13 protein-coding genes are annotated in these 16,344 nt (G+C 39.0%); 8 read left to right on the forward strand and 5 right to left on the reverse strand.

Features of this window, described 5'->3' with window-relative positions:
- Both fbaA and ACR2F7_RS06815 read left to right on the forward strand, forming a co-directional pair.
- A partial coding sequence (gene fbaA, locus ACR2F7_RS06810; RefSeq protein WP_432712830.1) for a class II fructose-bisphosphate aldolase occupies positions 1 to 721 on the forward strand: 721 nt, incomplete at its 5' end.
- Between the two features lie 56 nt (positions 722 to 777).
- Complete coding sequence (locus ACR2F7_RS06815) at positions 778 to 1,200, forward strand: GNAT family N-acetyltransferase (RefSeq protein WP_432712831.1); 423 nt, start codon at positions 778 to 780, stop codon at positions 1,198 to 1,200.
- Between the two features lie 25 nt (positions 1,201 to 1,225).
- Here ACR2F7_RS06815 and ACR2F7_RS06820 read toward each other — a convergent pair whose 3' ends face one another.
- From ACR2F7_RS06820 to ACR2F7_RS06840, 5 genes are all read right to left on the reverse strand, one after another.
- A complete protein-coding gene (locus ACR2F7_RS06820) occupies positions 1,226 to 2,080 on the reverse strand; it encodes a hydroxymethylglutaryl-CoA lyase (RefSeq protein ID WP_432712832.1) in 855 nt (284 codons plus the stop codon).
- A 461-nt stretch (positions 2,081 to 2,541) separates the two neighbouring features.
- Positions 2,542 to 5,484, reverse strand: coding sequence for a protein translocase subunit SecDF (secDF, locus tag ACR2F7_RS06825; protein ID WP_432712833.1), 2,943 nt, complete (start codon positions 5,482 to 5,484; stop codon positions 2,542 to 2,544).
- Positions 5,485 to 5,607: 123 nt separating this feature from the next.
- Positions 5,608 to 6,093 carry a dihydrofolate reductase gene (locus tag ACR2F7_RS06830; protein ID WP_432712834.1) on the reverse strand — a complete coding sequence of 162 codons (486 nt, stop codon included), beginning with the start codon at positions 6,091 to 6,093 and terminating at the stop codon, positions 5,608 to 5,610.
- Positions 6,090 to 6,884 (reverse strand): thymidylate synthase, encoded by a 795-nt coding sequence (locus ACR2F7_RS06835; RefSeq protein WP_432712835.1) that lies wholly within the window; start codon positions 6,882 to 6,884, stop codon positions 6,090 to 6,092. The genes ACR2F7_RS06830 and ACR2F7_RS06835 overlap by 4 nt, the downstream gene beginning before the upstream one ends.
- A 117-nt stretch (positions 6,885 to 7,001) precedes the next feature.
- Positions 7,002 to 8,030 carry a GntR family transcriptional regulator gene (locus tag ACR2F7_RS06840; protein WP_432712836.1) on the reverse strand — a complete coding sequence of 343 codons (1,029 nt, stop codon included), beginning with the start codon at positions 8,028 to 8,030 and terminating at the stop codon, positions 7,002 to 7,004.
- A gap of 264 nt (positions 8,031 to 8,294) precedes the next feature.
- Between ACR2F7_RS06840 and rhaT the strand changes: the two genes are divergently transcribed.
- From rhaT to ACR2F7_RS06870, 6 genes are read left to right on the forward strand one after another with little or no spacing between them, the layout of a single operon-like run.
- A complete protein-coding gene (rhaT, locus tag ACR2F7_RS06845) occupies positions 8,295 to 9,377 on the forward strand; it encodes an L-rhamnose/proton symporter RhaT (protein WP_432712837.1) in 1,083 nt (360 codons plus the stop codon).
- Positions 9,378 to 9,396: 19 nt separating this feature from the next.
- Positions 9,397 to 11,517 (forward strand): bifunctional aldolase/short-chain dehydrogenase, encoded by a 2,121-nt coding sequence (locus tag ACR2F7_RS06850; RefSeq protein ID WP_432712838.1) that lies wholly within the window; start codon positions 9,397 to 9,399, stop codon positions 11,515 to 11,517.
- Positions 11,518 to 11,529: 12 nt separating this feature from the next.
- Positions 11,530 to 12,804, forward strand: coding sequence for a TIM barrel protein (locus ACR2F7_RS06855; RefSeq protein WP_432712839.1), 1,275 nt, complete (start codon positions 11,530 to 11,532; stop codon positions 12,802 to 12,804).
- Between the two features lies 1 nt (position 12,805).
- Complete coding sequence (locus ACR2F7_RS06860; protein ID WP_432712840.1) at positions 12,806 to 14,164, forward strand: FGGY-family carbohydrate kinase; 1,359 nt, start codon at positions 12,806 to 12,808, stop codon at positions 14,162 to 14,164.
- The gene (locus tag ACR2F7_RS06865) at positions 14,161 to 14,895 is read left to right on the forward strand and encodes a (Fe-S)-binding protein (RefSeq protein WP_432712841.1); all 735 of its coding nucleotides are present in this window, start codon (positions 14,161 to 14,163) and stop codon (positions 14,893 to 14,895) included. Before ACR2F7_RS06860 ends, ACR2F7_RS06865 begins: the two co-directional genes overlap by 4 nt.
- Entirely contained in the window at positions 14,896 to 16,275 is a 1,380-nt protein-coding gene (locus tag ACR2F7_RS06870) for a lactate utilization protein B (protein WP_432712842.1), read from the forward strand. It begins immediately after the preceding gene.
- Positions 16,276 to 16,344: the final 69 nt, after the last annotated feature.

Raw genomic sequence — 16,344 nt, forward strand, 5'->3', positions numbered from 1 at the left:
AGACCATGGCGAGAAATTCTTTGCGGAAACTGGAAAACCTTTGTTCTCTTCACATATGTTGGATCTTTCTGAAGAATCCATTGAAGAAAACATGGAAATCTCTGCTAAATATTTAGCCCGTATGGCTAAAATGGGCATGACTATTGAAATTGAATTAGGTGTAACAGGTGGTGAAGAAGATGGCGTTGACAACAGCGATGTGGACAGCTCTAAACTTTATACCCAACCTTCTGAAGTGGCATATGCTTACGAAGAATTGAGTAAAGTGAGTGATAGATTTACCATTGCAGCTGCTTTTGGTAATGTGCATGGTGTTTATAAACCAGGTAACGTTAAATTACAACCTGTGATCCTTAAAAATTCTCAGGAGTTTTTGAAAGAGAAATTCAACCTTACTGCCGAAAAACCTATCAACTTTGTCTTCCACGGTGGTTCTGGTTCTTCGCAGGAAGAAATCAGGGAAGCAATTTCTTATGGTGCAATTAAAATGAATATTGATACTGATATGCAATGGGCATTTTGGGAAGGTATACATGATTATTATGTGGCTAACGAAGCCTATTTACAAAGCCAGATTGGTAACCCTGATGGGGAAGATAAACCTAACAAAAAGTATTATGATCCACGTGTTTGGTTGCGTAAAGGTGAAGAAACTTTTGTTAAACGTTTAACTCAAGCATTTGAAGATTTAAACTGCAGAGACGCAAGCGATAAATTATAAGCAATGATACTGAGCGCCACAGGATTTACCTGTGGCGTTTTTTTATAAATTACAAGATGGATGCTTTAGAAGTAAAAAAAGTTAAGACCGCCGAAGAGCTGGAAAAGGTATTTGCCATACGCAAAATAGTTTTTGTGGAAGAACAGAACTGTCCGCCGGAGTTGGAGTGGGAGCATGAAGACGTTTCTGTCCATTTTTTAGCTATGCTCAACAATGTGCCTTGTGGTGCTTGCAGATGGCGTAAAACCGATGCTGGTTATAAACTCGAAAGGTTTGCTGTTCTCAAAGAATTCAGAGGAAAAGGTATCGGTAGGGCATTAGTGGCCACTGCGCTTGAAGATTTACCTCAGGATGCCGATTATATCTACCTCAATGCACAGCTAGAGGCTATCCCTTTATATGGTAAATTTGGTTTCAAGGTCGAAGGACCACAATTTGAAGAGGCCGGTATCCAGCATTATAAAATGGTGAAAGCGTAGTCTTCGCTTACACCACAATGCTTGCCTACATAAAAACCGATGCAGAAAGTGCCATTGCTTCCTGCCATTTATCTTTATTTAAGTGGAGGTCAATGTGCTGCTCTTCAAAATATTGAATAAGGTCTTCTGTGGCCAGGTTTCCCGTAAGGTCATCACTAGCCATGGGGCAACCGCCGAAGCCCTTTAAGGCACTGTCAAATCTCAAGCAGCCGCTTTGGTAGGCTGCTTCTATTTTTTCTCTTCTGGTGTCGGGCGTACTGTGCAAGTGTATCCCAATTTCTACAGCTGGGAAACGACTCATCAACACCGGTACTATCTCTTTAATTTTCTCTGGCGAAGATACACCTGTGGTATCCGCAAGTGATAATATCTTTACACCTTTACTGATCAGCTGTGCAGCATGCTCGGTTACAATATCAACATTCCAGGCATCGCCATAAGGATTGCCAAAACCCATAGATAGGTAAACAACAGCAGTTTTATTACTCCTGTCGCAATGTTCCAGCAATTGCTCAATGGTGCCTAAAGACTGTGAAATGGAAGAGTTGGTATTTCTTTGCTGGAAGGTCTCTGAGATAGAAAAAGGAAAACCGAGGTAACTGATCTCCGGATGAAGAATAGCTTCTTCTACACCCCTTAAATTAGCTACAATAGCCAGTAGTTTGGTCCTATCGTTTAAGTGAAGCATGGAAAGCACTTCTTTTGTATCCTTAAGCTGCGGGATCGCTTTTGCAGAAACGAAACTGCCAAAGTCTATGGTATCAAAACCAACATCAAGCAGCAGGTTAATGTATTGTGCTTTAAGCTTGGTATCAATGAAATGATGTATGCCCTGCATGGCATCTCTAGGGCATTCTACCAGCTTTATCTTTTTCTCCATGTTGATCCTTTTAAGATAACTATGGTGGTAAATATAATTCTTTCTCCTTAATTTGTCTATATGACATTTTTTAACTTCCACTAAAGCATCCGTAACGTTTCTTTAACATGTCAGTTACTGTTCACTAATAAAGAGCAGTGCTCAGGTAGCGGGCAGGTAGGGGGCTGGTTGCGGATTTTCGGTAGCAACCCGGTAGCAGACCGGTAGCGGAAGGGTGTTTGTACTGTTTGATAAGTTAATGATGGGTAAGTGATGGGTTAGGGAATACCAAAGTGTCTACAAGTTCCTAATAACAATACAAGTTATTACAGGTAAATGAGTAATCAAATTATCTAATAAATTATAGCTAAAAAAGTAAGAATGGAGTTGAAGAATTATAATTAGCAGTGTAATATAAACACAAAAGCCTGCATCATTCATCATGATGCAGGCTTTTTGAGTTTATAACTAAACGTTATTCCTTATTTGCTTTTCCCTAAATCTACTACGATAGGTGTAGAGATACATAGTGAAGAGTAAGTACCGATTACACGACCAATCAATAAGGCAAAGATAAAGCCTCTGATGCTGTCGCCTCCAAAAATGAAGATCACCAATAATACAAAGAATACAGTTAATGAAGTCAGGATAGTACGACTTAAAGTACTGTTCAAGGCAAAGTTAATTACCCTGTTACGCTCTTCGCCATGGATATCTGGTTTATTTGTTTCTGCAAGTTTCTCACGGATACGGTCAAACACAACTACTGTTTCTGTCATCGTGTAAGACATTACCGTTAAGATAGCAGCAATAAAATCTTGTCCAATTTCTAAAGAGAAAGGAAGAACACCGTCTAAAATAGTGTAGCAAGATAATACCAACAATACATCATGGAACAAGGCAATAACAGCACCTAAGCCATAGTTTACTTTCTTAAATCTTACAATGATGTAAACAAACATCAACAAGCAAGAGAACAAGATAGCGCCGTAAGCACTGTAAACTAAATCGCTCGCAATGATTGGACCTACTTTTTGGTTACTCTCAATAGTGTATTTAGTATTTGTTTCATCTAAACCTGCTTTTAAAGCATCCTCAACCAATTTATCTGACTGTGCATTCTGGTCAGTGATATGGTAAGTAGTGGTAATTTTTAATTCTGTATCATCACCAGCAGTTTTAACTTCTGGAGTTTCGTTATCAAAATGTGGCGTTAATTTGCTTTTTACATCTTCAGTGTCCATTGACTTATCAAAGTGAACGATGTAAGTTCTACCACCTTTAAAGTCGATACCCAGTTTTAAACCATCATTTTTGAAGTAGAAAATGATACCTAATAAAATGATAACTGAAGAGATGATGTAATAGATTTTTCTGCGGCCAACAAAGTCAAAAGCGATGTCTTTGAAAGCATGGATAGTATATTTGTTACCAAAAGTAATGTTGCTGCTTTTCTCTAATAAGTATTCAAAAACAATACGTGATATTAATACTGCACAGAATAATGAAGAAAGGATACCGATACATAAAGTAGTTGCAAAACCTTGAACAGGTCCGCTACCAAAGATGTAAAGGATAACACCTAAAATTAATACAGTAATGTTAGAGTCAATGATAGATGGCATTGCATGTTTAAAGCCTTCTTTAATCGCTAAAGCAGTTCCTTTACCTAATAACAATTCTTCTCTTACCCTTTCAAAAATAAGGATGTTTGCATCTACCGATAAACCAATTACCAAAATGATACCTGCAATACCTGGCAAGGTTAATACCGCACCTAGCGATACCAAGATACCCATGATAAAGAAAAGGTTAATCACTAAAGCTAAGTTGGCAACCCAGCCTGCTTTGTTGTAATACAAAGCCATAAAAATTAAGATCACGATAAAGGCTAATACAAATGATAATAAACCATTGTCAATAGCCGCCTGACCTAATGATGGACCTACCACAAACTCTCCAACAATTTTTGCTGGTGCAGGCAATTTACCTGCTTTTAAGATGTTTGCTAAATCTTGTGTATCGTTTACTGTGAAATTACCTGTGATAGATGAGATACCATTTGGAATTTCATTCTGTACCGTAGGTGCAGAGTAAACCATGTTATCTAATACAATAGCGATTGCTTTTTTGTTGTTGGCATCAGCAGCTGCTTCTGCAGTAACTTTTTTCCATTTAGCAGCACCTTCACCTGTCATGTACATGGTAACTTCAGGTCTGCCTTTCTGATCGTAATCAGCACGTGCATCACTGATGGCATCGCCACCTAAATCTGGTTTTCCGTCTGGCGAAGTAACTTTGATGGCATAAAGTTCAAATACTTTAGTTGCTTCCATTGGTTTAACACTCCACATAAATTTAAATGTAGGAGGGATGATAGAAGCAATTTCAGGTCTTGCAAAGTAAGCGTTTACTTTAGCCGTATCTTTTTGGGCAACCCAACCAATAACTGGTCCCGGGCGTAATGCTGGTTGTCCGTTTTCTCCCTGGTAAGTAGGGATGCTCAATACAGCAAATAAAGGGTTTGTTTTGCTCATCTCCTGTTTTTTGACATCTAAAGAGTCAGCACCAGTAGATTTTTTAGACAAACCTGCTAATTTACTTTCTGTTTTTGCTGCAGCAGTATCTGTTGAAGCAGTAGTAGATAAGGTATCTTTTAAAGTAGCAGCAAGCGTGTTGTTGATGTTTTCCATCACCGCATAAACTTCTTCATTTTGGTATACTTGCCAGAATTGTAATTCTGCAGAACCTTGTAAAAGTTTATGTACCCTTTCTTTATCCTGAACACCTGGCATCTCAATCATGATACGGTTAGTACCTTCTTGTTTCTGCATGTTCGGACTTACCACACCAAAACCGTCAATACGACTTCTAATGATGATAAATGAACGGTCAATAGCACTTGTAGCTTCTTTTTGTAAGTAGTTTTTTACTTCAGAATTTGTTGCGTTAGCCTTAAGGTCTTTTGCATTGTCCTGGTTAGCAAAGTATTCTGCTAATTGACCATTTGGACTCAAAGACTCATATTCGTTAACGAATATAGAAATGAAGTCTTTACCACCTGCATTAAGTTTAGTCTGTGCATTGGATAGTGCTTTGTTAAAGTTAGCATCATCCGGATTGCCTGCTAAAGATTTAACAAGTTCACCTAACGATATTTCCATCGTTACGTTCATGCCACCTTTTAAGTCTAATCCAAGGTTGATTTCCTTCGATTTGCAGAATTCATAGTTAAAGCCAAAGAGCGGATACACTGGTACTGTTGCCATAGAATCCAAGTATTCCTTTTCTTTCAAAGGATCTCCTTTGGCATACGCTTTAGCGTTCTTTTCTACGTTCGATGTAACCAGGTTAAACGATAGAGAATACACACAGACAATACCTAATAGTATTGCCAAAAATTTAATAAAACCTTTACCTTGCATTTGTTCGTAATTATTCGTAATTATTTGTCTATATGGTATATATTTTTTGCAACAAGTCGGCAAATCTAATTATTTTTTTATTTATTAGGCCGCCTTATTAAAGTTTTTATCACAGATGATACACTATTTGCTTTCTAGTGTCGAAAAACTATAAGCAACTGCGTTTTTCTCATCTGGCTGGTGATGTTCCAGGCTACTTTCCTGCCACTGGTTAGGGTCAAGTGCTGGAAAAAAGGTGTCTGCCTCGTAGTTTTCATGTACCCGGGTAAGATAAATCCTGTTGGTGAGGGCAATGGCATCGTTATAAATGGCTGCTCCACCAATCACAAAAACCTCTTCTTCGTCTTTACATAATGCTAAAGCTTGCTCCAGGCTATGTGTTACCTCTGCACCATTGATCGTTAATTCAGGATTACGGCTGATGACGATATTTCTGCGGTTGGGCAAAGGTTTACCTATGGAATCGTATGTTTTACGGCCCATTATAATGGTATGCCCTGAGGTAATGGCTTTGAAATGTTTTAAATCTGCCGGCAGGTGCCACAACAACTGGTTGTCTTTACCTATGGCATTGTTTGCGCTGATGGCAACAACGATAGACACGATCATATGGCTACCGCTCCTTTAATATGTGGATGGGGGTCATAATTCTCTAAGGTGAAATCATCGATGCTGAAACCAAAGATGTCTTTCACAGCGGGGTTTATCTTCATTAAGGGTAAGTTTTTTGGCGTTCTGCTTAATTGCAGCTTGGCCTGGTCTATATGGTTGTTGTATAAATGTGCGTCTCCAAGGGTATGAATAAAATCGCCATATTCCAAATTGCACACCTGGGCAACCATCATGGTCAATAGGGCGTAAGATGCAATATTAAAAGGAACACCTAAGAAAATATCGGCACTTCTTTGGTACAGCTGGCAGCTGAGCTTGCCATCGGCTACATAAAATTGAAAAAAAGCATGGCATGGTGGAAGTGCCATGTTGTCTATTTCGGCAACATTCCATGCAGACACAATGATCCTTCTTGAATCTGGGTTGTTCTTTATGGTTTCAATAACTTTAGAAATCTGGTCAATATGGCCACCATTTGGCGTTGGCCATGAGCGCCACTGTGCACCATAAACAGGTCCTAAGTCGCCATTTTCATCTGCCCACTCATCCCAGATCTTTACCTTGTTATCGCGCAGGTATTTAATATTGGTATCGCCACTTAAAAACCAGATCAGTTCATGAATGATAGATTTTAAATGAAGTTTTTTAGTGGTAATCAGGGGAAAGCCCTCCTGCAGGTTGAACCTCATCTGGTGGCCAAAAATGCTCACCGTACCTGTTCCGGTGCGGTCATGCTTTTGTGCACCCTGGTCTAAAACAAGCTGCATTAAATCTAAATATTGTTTCATGGGTTTTTAACTTGCTTTATTACAATCAACAGTGCTTTCTTCTATCTATATGGTCAAAAAATAAGCACAGGCTTACAAAATTAAAATTAATATTGTCATTGCCATGGTTATTTGAAATTATATGGAATTTCTTTCATTAACGGTAAAAGGAACAGCATAGTGCTCATGCAGGTTGCTTTGTGCCATCTCGGCTGTTTTGATGCCCATCATTCTGAAATCTGTAGAAATGGTGGTAATGCCGCTTAAAATGATCTTTTTAATGGCGGTTTCATTATAAGAGATTACGCCTACATCTTTTCCTATCACCAGGTCAGTATTTAAGATCTTCTGTATCAGCAGCACCAGGTCATCTTCCATCAGGTTAATATAAACGGTTTTCTCTTGTATTGGTTCTTCCTTTAAATTATGCACCACATGGTAATTGAAGGCATAGTCACTACAAAAATGTTGAAAGCCTTTTAAGATGCCCTTTGAATGGTAGGTGTTTTTCGGGAAGATGATTTTTAGTGTATCGTATTTGCTTAATTTATGACGAAGGGTGCTCAATGCACCGTAAATATCGCTTTCAAAGTTTTCATAAACGGCAGCAAACTCGCCGTCAATTTTAGAAACCAGTTTGTCCATCAGAATCAACTTCTCTTTAGGGATGCTGTTGATGATCTCGTAGGCACTATCTTCATTCTCTTTGAAGTGTGGAATGATGATAAACTTGGTATAATCGAGCTTTAATTTCTCTGTAACAATTTTTTTAAACAAATAAATGTCATTGTTATAAATATAAAAATCAATGGCCGCATTCTCACCCAGGGTCTCTACAAAAGCGTCGTAAATAATTTTCTTATGGCTGCTGAGCTTATTGAAAAGCAGCAGAATTTTGAGTGGTTTTTTAAAGTTGGTCGCCATAATAAAGAAGCCTTTGCCGGGTACAGAACCTACAATGCCCATGGCTTTAAGCTCACTGTATACCCTTTCGATGGTATTTCTGGAGATGTCGAGCCCTATGCTTAACTCATTGATAGATGGTAACATGTCGTCTTTAGATAACTGCTCATTTTCTATACCTGCAATAAAAGCATTAACCAGCTGCAGGTACTTTGGGGTAATACTATGTTCGTCTATATTTAAAATATCCAGGTAATTCTTCATTTTTTAGTTTTTGCAGTCTATCCTTAGGTTGAAGTAATGCGGCAATCACATTGCTTTTTTTTTCCCTATGTGCTAAATGCTGTTTTTACAATACAAAAAAAAACACATGGATAAGGACAGTTAAGGACAGTTGTTAGCTTAATTGATATTATTTTTAGGCCACTCAATACAAAAGTAAATAATTAAAAACCATTTATAACCTATGGCAAACCGTTAAGGTAGCCATCTAAACTTAATTTCTAACCAAATCTATACATATAAATAATGATCATTTTTCTAGGCGTACTATTTCATTTTATCGGGGGCTTTGCTTCTGGTAGTTTTTACATCCCTTACAAACAAGTCAAAGGCTGGTCTTGGGAGAGTTTCTGGATTGTCGGCGGTATTTGCTCCTGGCTAATTGTTCCACCATTGGCAGCATGGATAACCATTCCTGATTTTGTGGAAATTATTAAACACAGCGATCCTCAAACCTTAATGGTTACTTATATCTTCGGTTTATTATGGGGTATTGGTGGTTTAACTTATGGTCTTGGCGTAAGGTACCTTGGCGTTTCTTTAGGTAGCTCCATCATTTTGGGCCTTTGCTCGGTATTCGGGGCCATCATTCCATCTATCTATTATCAATTTAATCCTAAAGATGGCAAAGATTCAATTTCTATGCTTTTCACTTCTACATGGGGTCAATTTGTATTAATTGGTCTTGCCGTGTGTATCATCGGTATTGTTATTTGTGGTAAAGCTGGTATTGTTAAAGAACGCGATTTTGCTAAAGGTAATCAAGGGGCACTTCTTAATAAAGACTATCGTTTTGGTCTTGGTTTATTTGTAGCCATTGTTTCTGGTGTATTAAGCGCTTGTTTTGCCTTTGCCCTTGATGCTGGTAAAGACCTTGCTGATGAAGCCAATAATGTTTGGAAACTTGCACATCCTGGTCAGGGTGAGTTTTTATTCCAAAATAACGTAACCTATGTAGTGGTCTTATGGGGTGGTTTAACAACCAACTTCATCTGGTGCATGATTTTAAATTTCCGCAACAAAACCTTTAGTGATTACACAAACAAAAAAACGCCTTTAATTGCTAATTACCTGTTCTCTGCTTTAGCGGGTATAACCTGGTTTTTACAGTTCTTCTTTTACGGAATGGGCGAAAGTAAATTAGGTAACGGCCCTAGTTCATGGATCTTACACATGGCTTTTATCATTTTAATTGCCAATGTATGGGGCCTTGTGCTTAACGAATGGAAAGGCGTAAGTAGAAAAGGTTATACCTGGTTGTTTTTGGGTATCCTGACTATAATTCTCTCTGTATTAATTGTGGGTTACGGTAACTCACTTAGATCTTAAAATTTTCAAAATAAAAAATATGTCTGACATTAAAATTGATTTTAAACACGTAAGCTACTTATGGGACGAATCAAAAGCTGCCGAATTAGCTGGCGATGAAGTTGCTTTACTTATTTACCGTTCTAATTTATTGGGTGCCGATTTGCGCTTAACTAACTATGGTGGCGGAAACACTTCTTGCAAAGCTATGGCTAAAGATCCGTTGACAGGTGAAGAACTTGAAGTAATGTGGATTAAAGGTTCTGGTGGTGACATTGGCACTTTAAAGAAAAGTGGCTTAGCAGCTTTATATGTTGACCGCTTGCGCAGCTTAAAAAATGTTTACCGTGGCATCGAGTTTGAAGATGAAATGGTAGAACTTTTTAACCACTGCATTTACGACCTTAATTCTAAAGCACCTTCTATCGATACACCTTTGCATGGTTTCTTGCCATTCAAACATATCGATCACCTTCACCCTGATGCAGCAATTGCTATTGCAGCAGCAAAAGATGGTGAGCAAATAACCAAAGACTTATTTAACGGCACTATTGGCTGGGTAGACTGGCAAAAACCAGGTTTCGACTTAGGCTTGCAATTGCAGGAGTGCCTGGAAAATAACCCTGGTATTAGAGGTATCATGTTAGGCTCTCATGGTTTGTTTACCTGGGGCGATACAGCATACGAAAGTTACATCAATACTTTAGAAGTTATTGAAAAATGTGCTGAATATTTAGAGGAAAACTACGGTAAAAAAGGTCCTGTTTTTGGTGGACAAAAATTAACCAGCCTTGAGTCTGCAGATCGTTTGAAACAAGCAGCTGCCTTAGCACCTGTTTTACGTGGTTTCTGTTCTTCAAAAACAAGCATGATCGGTCACTTTACTGATGATAGTCGTGTGTTGGAATACATCAACTCTAATGACCTTGAGCGTTTGGCACCACTGGGTACCAGCTGTCCTGATCACTTCTTACGTACTAAAATCAGTCCTTTAGTTTTAGACCTGGAAGCTGCTGCCGATTTAAGTGATGTTGATGCTTTAAAAGCAAAATTAAGCCCTGCATTTGAAGCGTACCGTAAAATGTACGAAGATTATTATAATACCTGCAAACATGACAATAGTCCTGCTATTCGTGATGCTAACCCGGTTGTTATTTTATACCCTGGTGTAGGTATGTTTACTTTTGCTAAAGATAAACAAACAGCAAGAGTAGCTGCAGAATTTTATACCAACGCTATTAATGTAATGAAAGGTGCTGAAGCCATTTCTGAATATACTTCTTTACCTCGTCAGGAAGCCTTCAACATTGAATACTGGTTGTTAGAAGAAGCAAAATTACAGCGCATGCCTAAGCCTAAAGCTTTGTCTGGTCGTATTGCCTTAATTACAGGTAGTGCTGGTGGTATTGGTAAAGCTATTGCTAAAAAGTTTGTTCAGGAAGGGGCTGTTGTTATTCTAAATGACATGAACCCTGAGCGTTTACAAAGTGCTGGTGAAGAGTTTGAAGCGCAGTTTGGTAAAGACAACCACACCACAGCGGTAATGGATGTTACTAATAATGAGGCTATCAAAGCTGCTTTTGACAAGGCTGCTGTTGCTTTTGGTGGTGTTGACATCATCATCAACAATGCTGGTCTTTCGATCTCTAAAACGATTGCGGAGCACCAGGAAAAAGACTGGGATTTATTATATGACGTATTGGTAAAGGGACAATTCTTTGTAACCCAAGCTGCTGCTCATGTAATGAAAAAACAAGATATTGGTGGTGATATTGTAAATATTGTCAGCAAAAATGCTTTAGTTAGCGGACCGAATAACGCAGGTTATGGAAGTGCTAAAGCTGCTCAATTACATTTAAGCAGGTTAAATGCTGCTGAATTAGGTGCTGACCGTATTAGAGTTAATGTTGTAAATCCTGATGCAGTGATTAGCGACAGTAACATCTGGGCAGGTGGATGGGCTGAAGGTCGTGCGAAAGCTTACGGCATTACAGTAGCCGAGTTGCCTCAGTATTATGCAAAACGTACTTTGCTTAACGAAATCATCCTTCCTGATGACATTGCTAACGCATGTTTGGCTTTTGTAGGTGGTTTATTAAGCAAATCTACAGGGAATGTTTTAAATGTTGATGGTGGAGTTGCACCTGCTTTTGTTAGATAAATTATAGAAATTATGCAAGTAGAAAAACAATTGATACAAAATTTGAATGACGAAAGTGCTGCTGCACATAGCCGTAAATTTGAATTTGTTGCTGAAGATATAAAAAACCTGGATAGCGTAATGGATAAGCTTACTGCTTTTCAAATTGCTATCCCTAGCTGGGCTTTAGGTGCTGGTGGTACCAGGTTTGGTAGGTTTTCTGGTGGCGGTGAACCCCGCAGTCTGGAAGAGAAAATTGAAGATGTTGGTGTAATCCACGCTTTAAATAAATCAAGTAATGCTATTTCCCTGCATATTCCATGGGATATCCCATCTAATGCACCTGCTATTAAAGCATTGGCAGCAGAATATGGTTTGCATTTTGATGCCATGAACTCTAATACTTTCCAGGATCAACCTGGACAGGAGCACAGTTATAAATATGGTTCATTACACCATGTAGACAAAGCTGTTCGTCAACAAGCTATTGCACATAACATTGAAGTAATTAAATATGGTGTTGAGCTGGGCTCAAAAGCATTGTCTATCTGGTTAGCAGATGGCTCTAACTTTCCTGGTCAATTGAACTTCCGTGGTGCTTTCCAAAATACACTGGAGAGTTTAGGCGAAATTTATGACGCCTTACCTGAAGATTGGAAAATGTACATTGAGTACAAACCATTTGAACCGAATTTCTATTCAACTACAATTGGCGACTGGGGTCAGTCGTATTTGTTAAGTAGCAAATTAGGTCCTAAAGCTAAAACTTTAGTAGATCTTGGCCATCACTTGCCAAATACAAATATTGAGCAGATTGTTTCCTTGTTATTAATGGAAAACAAATTAGCAGGTTTCCACTTCAACGACTCTAAATACGGCGATGATGATTTAACTGTAGGTAGCATTAACCCTTACCAATTGTTCCTTATTTTTAATGAACTGGTAGAAGGAATGGACCAACAAGGAATGGTACATGCAACAGATATTGGTTGGATGATTGATGCATCACACAATGTGAAAGATCCTGTAGAAGATTTATTGCAATCTGTAGAAGCTATTAAAATTGCCTATGCGCAAGCATTAGTGATTGACAGAGATGCTTTAGTGGTAGCACAACAAAACAACGATACAGCACTTTGTCAGGAGATCTTACAACAAGCTTACCGCAAAGATTTACGCCCACTGTTAGCAGAAGCTAGACTTAGAGCTGGTGGTGCTATTGATCCTTTAACTGCATACCGTCAGTTGAACGTGAGAAAAGAATTAATCAATACCAGGGGAATGAAAACTTTGTCAACAGGACTATAACATGGAAGGACAGCCAGTCATTGCCATTTTTGATGTAGGAAAAACGAATAAGAAGCTTTTCTTATTCGACGAAAACTATAAAATGGTTTATGAAAAATCTGCTCGTTTTACTGAAGTAACTGATGAGGATGGAGAGATTTGTGAGAATCTTGAAAGCCTTCGTCGTTCAGTATATGATTCTCTAAGGGAATTAATTAAACTGAAGAAGTTTGATATCAAGGCAGTAAACTTTTCTACTTATGGGGCAAGTTTTGTTTATATCAATGAGAAAGGCAAACCTTTAACTCCACTTTATAATTATCTAAAGGTTTATCCGGAAAACCTGCATCAGCAATTTTACGGTAACTATGGGGGTGAAGAGGAGTTTTCTTTGCTTACAGCATCACCTATTTTAGGCAGCCTAAATTCGGGTTTGCAACTGTATCGTTTAAAGCATGAGCAGCCGGAAATTTATAAACAAACAAAGTATGCCCTGCATTTACCGCAGTATTTAAGTTATTTACTCACCAATCAAGCTTATTCAGATATGACCAGCATTGGCTGTCATACCGGGTTATGGGACTTCTCAAAGAAGGCTTACCATGAATGGGTTGAAAAAGAAGGAATAGGAGCCAAGCTGGCTCTTATTCTTCCTGGTGATGAGGTGATTGAAACCAAATTTGGTGGCGTATCTTTTAAGGTAGGCGCAGGTTTGCATGATAGCTCCGCAGCCTTAATTCCATATTTGGTAAGTTTTACAGAACCTTTTATCCTGTTATCTACTGGTACATGGTGCATCAGCTTTAATCCTTTTAACGAGGAACCTTTAACCGTTGATGAGTTAAAAGCAGATAGTTTAAATTACCTGCAATATAAAGGGAAGCCTGTAAAAGCATCCCGTTTATTTGCTGGTTATCAGCATGAACAGCAGGTGAAAAGGATTACGGCACACTTTAAACAAGATTCCTTAAGGTACAGGAATATGGAGTTTGATCCTATGGTGGTTGCCACCCTGGAAATGCGCCTAGATCAAACGATTAATTTTGATGACCGTGACATGAATACTTTTGATGATGACACCACCGCTTACCATCAGTTAATGATGGACATCATCAGACAACAAAAGGTAGCTACACAATTGGTGTTGAAAGGCACCAAGGTGAAACGTATTTTTGTTGACGGTGGTTTCAGTAAAAATTCTATTTTCATGCACCTGTTAGCTGTTTCATTCCCAGAATTAGAGGTGTTTGCAGCTTCAATGGCACAGGCTACGGCTGTAGGCACAGCGTTAGCGCTTCACAACAGCTGGAATAAAAAGCCTTTTCCGCATGATTTGATTGAACTGAAATACTATTCAGTAAAAAAGAGTCCGATATTATGAAAGTAGGTTTGTTTATACCTTGTTATGTAGATCAGTTTTTTCCAAATGCGGCAATTGCTACTTTACAGTTACTGGAAAAGCTGGGCGTAACGGTCAGCTTTCCCTTAAACCAGACCTGCTGCGGGCAACCGATGGCAAACTCTGGCTTTGAACACCTTACAACAGGTTGCAGTGAGCTGTTTATGGATAACTTTGAGTCCTTTGATTATATTGTTGCGCCCTCTGGCAGCTGTGTTTTACACATCAGAGAGCATTTAAAGGATGAAAGAGATCAGGCTAAAGCTTTGGTAACAAGGCATAAAGTATATGAACTCACTTCCTTTTTAACGGATATATTGAAAGTAAAAAACATTAAAGCTAAGTTTCCTCATAAGGTAGGTTTTCACCAAAGTTGCCATGGGCAGCGCGGTTTACACCTGTCGCAAATGACGGAATTGGTTGCACCAGCCTTTTCTAAACCCGGCGATTTGTTAAATATGGTGGAGGATATAGAATTGATTTCCCTCAACAGAAAAGACGAATGCTGTGGCTTCGGCGGTACATTTTGTGTAACGGAAGAAGCTGTTTCTGCAAAAATGGGACAGGACAGGGTAGAAGATCACCTCTTGAACGGGGCCGAATACATTACCGGTGTAGACATGTCTTGTTTGATGCACATGGAAGGTATTTTGAAAAGAAAAGGTAGTAAAGTGAAAGTGATTCATATTGCTGAAATATTAAATGCAGAATAAATGAATGTAACGGGTAAAGACCATGCAGCCTTAGCTGAAGAGTTTAATAAGGATGGCGAAAGGGTAAACTGGCACGATGAAACGTTATGGTGGATTAGAAGTAAAAGAGACCTTTCTGTACATCAGTTGCCTGAATGGGAAGCCCTACGCGAGGCTGCATCTTTAATCAAACATAATGTTTTATCGAATATTGACCAATACCTTATACAGTTTGAGGCTAATGCTTTAGCTAATGGTATAAAAGTACATTGGGCAGAAAATGGCGATGAACACAATGAGATCGTTAGAAAAATTATGGCCGATAAAAAGGCTACCCGCCTGGTAAAGAGTAAATCCATGCTTACTGAAGAGTGTGGACTTAACCATTACCTTAACGACCATGGTATCGAAGTGATCGATTCTGATTTAGGAGAGCGTATTGTACAGCTGGCCAACGAGCCACCTAGTCATATCGTTTTACCCTGCATCCATAAAAAGAAAGAAGAGATAGGCGAAATATTCCATGAACACCTGGGTATTCCTGCAGGTATTTCTGACCCTCAATTTTTAACAGAAACAGCAAGAAATCACCTTCGCGAAGTTTTTTTAACCAGCAAAGTAGCCCTTACGGGCGTAAATTTTGCAGTTGCTGAAACCGGGGAGTTCGTGGTATGTACCAATGAAGGTAATGCTGATATGGGTGCCCACCTTGCTGATGTTCATATTGCCAGCATGGGTATTGAGAAATTGATTCCGGAGAGAAAGCATTTAGGTGTTTTTTTAAGGGTATTAACAAGAAGTGCAACCGGACAGCCGATTACCACTTATTCCAGTCACTTTAAAAAACCAGAGCCAGGGAAAGAAATGCACATCATCTTGGTTGATAATGGCAGAACTGCCCAACTAGGGAGAGAAGATTTCCGTAATTCCTTAAAATGTATTCGCTGTGGCGCATGTATGAACACTTGTCCGGTTTACCGTAGAAGTGGTGGACACAGTTACCACACAGCTATTGCAGGGCCTATAGGCTCTATTTTAGCGCCTAACCTCGACATGGAGAAAAATGCAGATTTACCTTTTGCCTCTACTTTATGTGGTTCTTGTTCTAATGTTTGTCCGGTTAAGATCAACATCCATGAGCAGCTGTATAAATGGCGACAAGTAATTGTGAAAGCAGGTTATGCACCAGCTTCCAAAAAAGCAGCCATGCAAGTGATGACCTGGACGCTATCATCCCCTTCGGCCTTCCGTATAGCGGGAAAATCTGGACGCTGGGTATTAAAACATATTCCCTTTGCAGTAAACAATAAATTTAACCCATGGTTTAACCAGCGGGAAATGCCTGAAGCACCTGAAAAGTCGTTTCGCGAATGGTATATAGACAACCATAAAAACAACTAATTGCCTGAAAAAGATGAGTGGAAAAAGTAGCAGGGAAATTATTTTAGAAAGAGCGGCAAAGAATAAGCC

It is taken from the genome of Pedobacter sp., assembly GCF_045628745.1.
Lineage (GTDB): Bacteria > Bacteroidota > Bacteroidia > Sphingobacteriales > Sphingobacteriaceae > Pedobacter.